The following is a 7,328-nucleotide window of genomic DNA, read 5'->3' on the forward strand; positions in this document are numbered from 1 at the left end:
AAGAAATTCAGTCCGCGTAGGCGGACTTTGCATCACTAGCGGGGGTTTCCAACCCCACGGCGGTATTCAAAATGATAATCAAATACTCATCCTCCACTGCATAAACTAACCGATTTGTCTCGTCAATTCGCCGCGACCAAAACCCCGTTAAATTCTCACGTAAAGGTTCTGGCTTTCCGATACCCTCAAATGGTTCGCGTATTGTCGCTTCAATGAGTTTGTTGATTCTTTTGAGCGTCTTTTTATCCTGCCCTTGCCAATAGATATAACTATCCCAAGCTTCATCTGTCCAAGCTAGTTTCCTAGTCATCTAGCAAGTCTCGCACTACGGCTTTTCCTTGCTTGAATTGGGAGATTGATCGATCTAAATGAGCCGCATTCGCAGGAGACTTTAATAAATGCACTGTCTCCATCAGACTATTAAAAGATTCTAGCGACATCACCACCACGTCATCAGCATCGCGTCTAGTCACGATCGTATAATCTGCATCTGCAACCACTCGATCGAGGACTGTTTTGAGGTTACTTCTGGCTTCACTGAAGGATACAACTTTCATGTTATACTCGTACAATTACTGGTACAAGTATAGTCGGTGACGTTCGATTTTCGCTCAGAAAGGCTCCGCCAAAGAACAACAGCACTCTATTCCCTATCTCCTAACCCCTAACTTATGTCCTATTCCCTAATGATTCATGGCGGTGCTGGTGCGCTAGAGGATCTCAAATACGAAGCTACCGAAGTCGAATTCAAACAGAGTATCACCGCAATTTTGGAAAAGGGTCGCGCACGCTTAGAGCGGGGTGATAGTGCCTTGGATGTGGTGGAATATTGCGTCACTTTACTTGAAGACGATAGGCTTTACAATGCTGGTTGTGGCTCGGTGCTGAATGCCGATGGCAAAGTCGAAATGGATGCGGCACTGATGAATGGCAGCGATCTGCGGGCGGGGGCGGTGGCTTGTGTTAAGAATATCAAAAATCCGATTTCCCTAGCGCGGCAAGTACTCGATCGAGGCGAACACGTATTATTAGCAAGTGATGGGGCGTTAGAATTCGCGAAATTTTGTCAGATCGAGCTTTATCCTGATGAGTACTTCATCACTGAGGCGCGGATTAAACAATTAGCAGAGGTTAAGGTGACAGGGGGGATGACGCTAGATCACGAGCGGGTTAAACCTGCCCAGAAGCTCGGCACCGTTGGGGCGGTGGCACGGGACAGTCATGGCAACCTCGCCGCCGCCACATCGACGGGTGGATTGGTTAATAAACGCTGGGGACGGGTGGGCGATACTCCGATCGTCGGTGCGGGGGTATTTGCGGACAATGACACCTGTGCGGTGTCAGCAACGGGCTATGGCGAGCAGTTTCTGCGGACGGTGTTTGCCAAGACGATTTCTGATTTTGTCCAATTTCGGGGCATGGATGCCCAAGCTGCGGCGCAGGCGGGCATCGATTACTTGGTCGCGAAGGTCAATGGTGAGGGTGGCGCGATCGTGATCGATGCAGCGGGTCGCTGTGCGGCAGCGCAGTCTACCTCCGGTCTAATTCGCGGTTGGATCGAGTTGGGCGGCGAGACATACTGTCAGTTGGGTTAGCAAATTCACCTCGAATTGATTATTCATTCAGCAGCATCGGCATCAACTTTACCGACTGCGTGCTCTATTTGTTGCAGTACCGCAGCATCAAGGCGTGGAATCAGATCGATCGCTTTCATGTTTTCGATGACTTGATTTTTGTTGCTCGCGCCAGTAATTACCGTGCTGACATGGGGATTGCTGGCACACCAGGCGATCGCCAATTGGGACAGGGTGCAACCTAGTTCCTGACTAATCGGGCGCAATCTTTCGGTCGCGGCAATCCACTCGCTATTGGTAACTAGTGGCTGCAACCATTCATAACCGGGTAAGGTCGATCGACTCCCCGCTGGAATCCCATTGGCATATTTACCCGTCAGCACGCCCGAAGCCAGCGGACTCCAAGTGGTCAATCCCAATCCCAAATCCTCATACAGCCGCGCGTATTCCGTTTCGACTCGCTGCCGATGAAACAAATTGTACTGGGGTTGCTCCATGACGGGTTTGTGGAGATGATGCCGCTCGGCAATCTGCCAAGCACTGACGATTTCTGCTGCCGACCATTCGGAAGTACCCCAGTACAAAGCCTTACCACTCTGAATCATGTCATGCATCGCCCAGACCGTTTCTTCGATCGGGGTATGCGGATCGGGCCGATGGCAATAGACCAGATCGATACAGTCCAATTGCAAACGTTTGAGCGAACCGTCGATCGCGTGGTGGAGATATTTCCGATTGAGGGTATTCTTGCGATTGGGGCCAGTGGCGATACCCCAATAAAATTTGGTGGAGATAATATAATCTTCCCGCGCCCAACCGAGCTGCTTGAGCGCATTGCCCATCAGGGTTTCCGATCGACCGCCCGCGTAAACTTCGGCATTGTCAAAGAAGTTGACTCCGGCAGCTTTAGCTGCTGATAGCGTATCGATCGCGACGCTTTCATCGACCTGATTACCATAAGTAATCCAAGATCCGATCGATAGTTCGCTAATTTGCAGGCCAGAGCGTCCTAGTCGGCGATATCTCATGATTCATGCTCCTAAATTAGTATTCAACCCGCGCTCGGTGTTGCCTCGAAATTAGCGATCTCCAACTAATTGCTGGCTCGACTAGATCGATTAGTCTCTACCTTGATGATAATCAAAATTCCCCAGTCAAGCGATCGCCTTAACTAGTATCTGTCGTTTCCCGCTTTAAGGAAAAAAGTAGCGTAGCAGCGTGAAGATCGCCGCACTGAGTAAAGTAGCGATCGGAATTGTGACTACCCAAGCGAGGGCGATCGATTTGAGGGTATCGAGACTGAGCGATCGCCAATTTTTGACTACGCCGACACCAACGACTGCACCGACTAAGGCGTGGGAAGTCGAGACAGGTAAGCCTTGACTAGAAGCGATTAAAATTGTGGCGGCGGTGGCTAGTTCGGCGGCAAATCCGCTACTGGGTTCGAGTTTGATAATCCCTTCGCCGATCGTGGCGATCACTTGTTTGCCCCAGATCGCCAACCCGACGACAATCCCGACACCGCCCAGCACCAGCACCCACAGGGGAATTTCCAAACTCGATTGGGGAACGGTACCAGTACGGTGAATATACAGAATTGTCGCCAATGGCGCGATCGCATTGCCAACATCGTTGGAGCCGTGGGCAAAAGCCACACAACAGGCACTCAAAAGCTGAAAGCGGGCTAATTGTCGCTCGACGACCACTTGCACGTTCTCAGCCGCAGATCGATCGGTAACAGTCTCACTTGCTAGTTTGCGCCAGCCCCAGAGAGTAATGGCGATCGCGGCGATACTGCCCAATCCTAAAGTAAAATTGTGCCTCGGTACGGCGGGTAAAAAGCCTGCGGGCAGGGTGTCGATCGCGGTTGGCAAGACAATGACCCCAAACACGCTCACGAGCGTCAGCGACAACCACGGCAGCCATTGGATGAGTTGAGCTAGTGGCTGGTCCTGTTCCAAAATCCAGTATTTAATGAGCAGATAAAAACCAGCAGCCACGATCGCACTAAACACGGGCGTCAACACCCAGGCTAGCGAGATTGTACCGAGTGCCGACCATTGCACCGCTTCAGCACCAGCAGCAACCCAACTAAATCCGGCGATCGCACCGACGACTGCGTGAGAAGAAGCGACTGGTAAGTTTCTCGTCGTGGCAATCTGCAACCACAAGCCACAGCTAATCAGGACGGCAATCATCCCCAGTAAAAGTGTGTGGGGCTGAGTGATAAATAGATCGGGATTGGCAATACTAGTTGCCAAAGTTGCCGATACTTGGCGGCCGAATAAGACCGCGCCAGTAAATTCCATGATGCCAGCAATGACGATTGCTTGGCCGATCGTAATCGCTTTCGAGCCAACCGATGTACCCATCGAGTTAGCAACATCATTGGCACCGAGATTGCAGGCAACATACAGAGCCAGACAACAAACAAATCCAATAAATAACATCGAGATGGTGTCAGAATAGATAAAATTAAGCAATGAAAAATGTGGTTAAATTTGATCAGTGGTAACATAATCTTCAGCAAGCTTGATGGTAGCTCGGCAGCAGGGAGCTAGTTCCGCTCGATCGGCGCAACCTCACCAGTCCATCGTTGTAGCTGGTTGGTGCAGCCGATAGTCTCAAAATCGTACCGAGCGGGCGAATCTTCAGTCAAGACTGACTCTTAAACCAATTCAATTATTCCCATGGCTCAACACAATCCTCATAGTATCCAACTCCAAATTAATCGCCTGTTTGAGAGTGGTCAATCTTTATTTGCAAAAACGAAGGTCGAGGATTGGCTCAAACAACGCAATGAGAATCCTGCTGATTATGAGATTGTCTTTACCAAAAAACCTGCACCTGTGGGTTCTAGAGCAGTCATGGCCATCGCTGTCGAACTCCACCGCACCGATGGTCAACCAGTCGATGAATGGTTGTTAGCCCAATTAAACGATACTCAATAGCGATCTCTCGATCGAGTTTGGATCGCCAGCTCACTCAATCCAGTAGACAATACCCGCAGCAACCCCATCCAACTGACAATTATTAATAGTTTTAGCCGACATCCGATCGGTAGTGGGTAAGCAATAATTGCGATTGAGCCAACGCTAGAAAAGATCGACACAGCAGCAGCCACCTCGTTAGCGTAGCCTCTGTGTCAAGAGTATCGCTAACCCCGACAACCATAGCTATCTGACGATGAACACATCATTCAACTACTCTGTCAATTCCATGTTCGATCGCGCCTCTACACCGTTGCCACAATTTAAGATTTTGGGTCAACCAGTTCACCTCGCGGCTGAATATGTGCCGTGGCTGATCGACAGGCTCAAACGGGGGATTGGTACTCATGTCGTGACAATGAATGCCGAAATCGTGATTCAGGCTGGGCATGACACCGAATTAGCCGATATCATTCAACATGCCGACCTAGTCACCCCAGATGGTTCGGGGATTATTATGGCTTTGCGATTGCACGGGGTCGAGCAACCTCGTTATGCTGGTATCGATCTGGGCGAAGATCTGATCCGGTTGGCAGCGCAACCAGAACACAATTACCCAGTTTTTTTCTACGGTGGTAAACCTCAGATTGTCAAGCAAGCAGCCCAAAAATGGCAAACTGAGTTCCCCGATCTGCAAATTGTCGGTGTCGAGCATGGTTATATCGATGCGGAAGCGAAAGAGAAGCTTTTACACCAAATCCAAGTCACTCAGCCAAAAATCATTCTTGTAGCCTTGGGAATGCCCCGACAAGAGATTTGGATTCGGGATAACTTTCATCTGTGTCCCCAAGCGATCTGGATCGGTGTTGGCGGTAGTTTCGATGTCTGGTCTGGCGTCAAAAATCGCGCCCCCCAATACATCCGCGATCTCGATCTAGAATGGATGTATCGGATCGCCCAAGAACCCAGCCGCTGGCGGCGCGCCTTAGCATTACCTAAGTTTGCGATTTTAGCGATCGCCGAAAAAATCTGGGGTAAGCAGCAACTCCCGCCTAATTAGATTTCCACCGGAAGCAAGTACACTAGAAGACAGTATTTAAGACACTTCATTCTTGATTTCATGTCCCTACCTGCGGAATTATTGCTAGTTTCTGTGCTGATCGTACTCAATGGTGTATTTGTGATGTCAGAGATGGCGATCGTCTCAGCACGGAAAGTCAGATTGCAGCAATTGGCAAATCACGGCGATCGTCGCGCGGAAGTCGCTCTAGACTTGGCGATGTCCCCCGATCGCTTTTTGCCTACCGTCCAAGTGGGGATTACGTTAATGGCGATTTTATCTGGGGCGCGGGGGGAAAGTGCGATTTCGCGGCTACTCGCACCACAGTTAGAGCAATTGCTGCCACGTCAATATAGCGAACCGATCGCCGCGATTATCGCGATCGCCACGATTACCTATCTGACGATCGTCATCGCCGAGCTGGTACCCAAGCAGATCGCGCTCAATAGTCCCGAAAAAATTGCCAGCTTTGTCGCCAGACCGATCGATCTGCTGGCACGGCTCTCGACACCGCTGATCTTCATGTTGAGCAGATCGACCAACTTTGTGGTCAAGCTCTTTGGGATCAGGCGCACCGAACGTCCAGAAGTGACTGAAGAAGAGATCAAAGTGATGATCGAACAAGGTACCGAGACGGGGATGTTTGAAGAATCCGAGCAGGATATGGTCGAAGGTGTGCTGAGTTTAGGCGATCTCAAAATCGGCGCACTGATGACCCCACGTCCCGATATTACCTGGATCGATATCAACGATCGCGTGGGGATTACCCGCCAAAAAATTATCGATAGTGACTATTCGCGGTTGCCAGTCTGTGAAGGCGAACTTGATCGCGTCTTGGGAGTGGTACATGTTGCCGATCTACTCTCCCAAACCCTCCAAGGTGAAGAAATCAATCTCACTGCCTCCTTGAGTCAACCCCTATTTATCCCTGAAAGTACGCGCGGACTCAAAGTCCTCGAACAATTTAAGAAATTTGGCACCCATATCGCGATGGTGGTAGATGAGTATGGCGTGATCCAAGGTTTAGTGACTATGCACGATCTCTTTGAAGAGATTTTTGGTGATATTACCGACTTTAATGAAGAACCCGAAGAACCCCAAATCATCCAGCGCGAGGATGGTTCGTGGCTCTTGGATGGGATGTTGTCGATCGAGGAATTACTCGAACAATTTGATATTCCCGAAAGTGCGATTGATCGCGGTAACTACCATACTCTCGGCGGTTTTGCGATCATGCAACTGGGTAAAATTCCAATTTCGGGCGAATATTTTGAATGGCGACAACTGCGCTTTGAAATTGTTGATATGGATGGCAAAAGAGTCGATAAAATCTTGGTCAAATCGTCTGAACCGATCGATGAAATCCTCGATCAAGTCGATCGTAATTAACTGAAAATTTAGGTTAATCGATCGCGAACAGATCGCAAAATTCAGGTAGGGGTAATTCATGAATTGCCCTAGCCGAACTTGTACTAAGCTGAGCGGTAAATGATGAGAACTGGTTGGTTACGATTTTTCTAGTGGGGACAGAACCCGGATCTGGGGGTTGCGACCCCCAGTCCCCCCGTTGAGGAGCGACCCAAATCGCGCTGAGGTTCCCTCAGCGTGCGTTTGGGTCAAGACAGCGGAGTGCCGCCCCTCAAACTCCCCTGCACAAGGGTTGGTTTGTGGGCAACGGGGCGCGCTTCGCATTAGCTCCGCAATGGGAATCGATCTGTGAGTGGGGTTTCTCGATCAAAAATCCTTAACCAGAACTGAAGTTAA

General features: G+C 50.0%; 8 protein-coding genes. 4 read left to right on the forward strand and 4 right to left on the reverse strand.

The features are described 5' to 3' along the window. Positions 1-7: 7 nt before the first annotated feature. Together RMO27_RS04500 and RMO27_RS04505 are read right to left on the reverse strand one after the other, a co-directional pair. A complete protein-coding gene (locus RMO27_RS04500; protein ID WP_309729566.1) occupies positions 8-310 on the reverse strand; it encodes a Txe/YoeB family addiction module toxin in 303 nt (100 codons plus the stop codon). Beyond that, positions 303-557 (reverse strand): type II toxin-antitoxin system prevent-host-death family antitoxin, encoded by a 255-nt coding sequence (locus RMO27_RS04505; RefSeq protein ID WP_309729569.1) that lies wholly within the window; start codon positions 555-557, stop codon positions 303-305. Before RMO27_RS04505 ends, RMO27_RS04500 begins: the two co-directional genes overlap by 8 nt. Before the next feature lie 114 nt (positions 558-671). Here RMO27_RS04505 and RMO27_RS04510 point away from each other — a divergent pair, with 114 nt between their 5' ends. Next, positions 672-1,595, forward strand: coding sequence for an isoaspartyl peptidase/L-asparaginase family protein (locus RMO27_RS04510; RefSeq protein WP_309729573.1), 924 nt, complete (start codon positions 672-674; stop codon positions 1,593-1,595). Positions 1,596-1,618: 23 nt separating this feature from the next. Here RMO27_RS04510 and RMO27_RS04515 read toward each other — a convergent pair whose 3' ends face one another. Continuing rightward, positions 1,619-2,602 (reverse strand): aldo/keto reductase, encoded by a 984-nt coding sequence (locus tag RMO27_RS04515; RefSeq protein WP_309729577.1) that lies wholly within the window; start codon positions 2,600-2,602, stop codon positions 1,619-1,621. 165 nt (positions 2,603-2,767) lie between these two features. After that, positions 2,768-4,024: an inorganic phosphate transporter gene (locus RMO27_RS04520; protein ID WP_396133610.1), complete on the reverse strand. Its 1,257-nt coding sequence runs from the start codon at positions 4,022-4,024 to the stop codon at positions 2,768-2,770. Positions 4,025-4,264: 240 nt separating this feature from the next. Here RMO27_RS04520 and RMO27_RS04525 point away from each other — a divergent pair, with 240 nt between their 5' ends. The 3 genes from RMO27_RS04525 to RMO27_RS04535 all read left to right on the forward strand — a co-directional run bounded on the left by RMO27_RS04525 (position 4,265) and on the right by RMO27_RS04535 (position 6,953). Then, entirely contained in the window at positions 4,265-4,525 is a 261-nt protein-coding gene (locus RMO27_RS04525) for a hypothetical protein (protein WP_309729584.1), read from the forward strand. A gap of 235 nt (positions 4,526-4,760) precedes the next feature. Continuing rightward, positions 4,761-5,564: a WecB/TagA/CpsF family glycosyltransferase gene (locus RMO27_RS04530; RefSeq protein ID WP_309729587.1), complete on the forward strand. Its 804-nt coding sequence runs from the start codon at positions 4,761-4,763 to the stop codon at positions 5,562-5,564. Between the two features lie 60 nt (positions 5,565-5,624). Next, a complete protein-coding gene (locus RMO27_RS04535; RefSeq protein ID WP_309729590.1) occupies positions 5,625-6,953 on the forward strand; it encodes a hemolysin family protein in 1,329 nt (442 codons plus the stop codon). The last annotated feature ends 375 nt before the right edge of the window (positions 6,954-7,328 follow it).

The sequence above is a fragment of the Chamaesiphon sp. OTE_75_metabat_556 genome (assembly GCF_031378165.1).
Classification (GTDB): Bacteria; Cyanobacteriota; Cyanobacteriia; order Cyanobacteriales; family Chamaesiphonaceae; genus Chamaesiphon.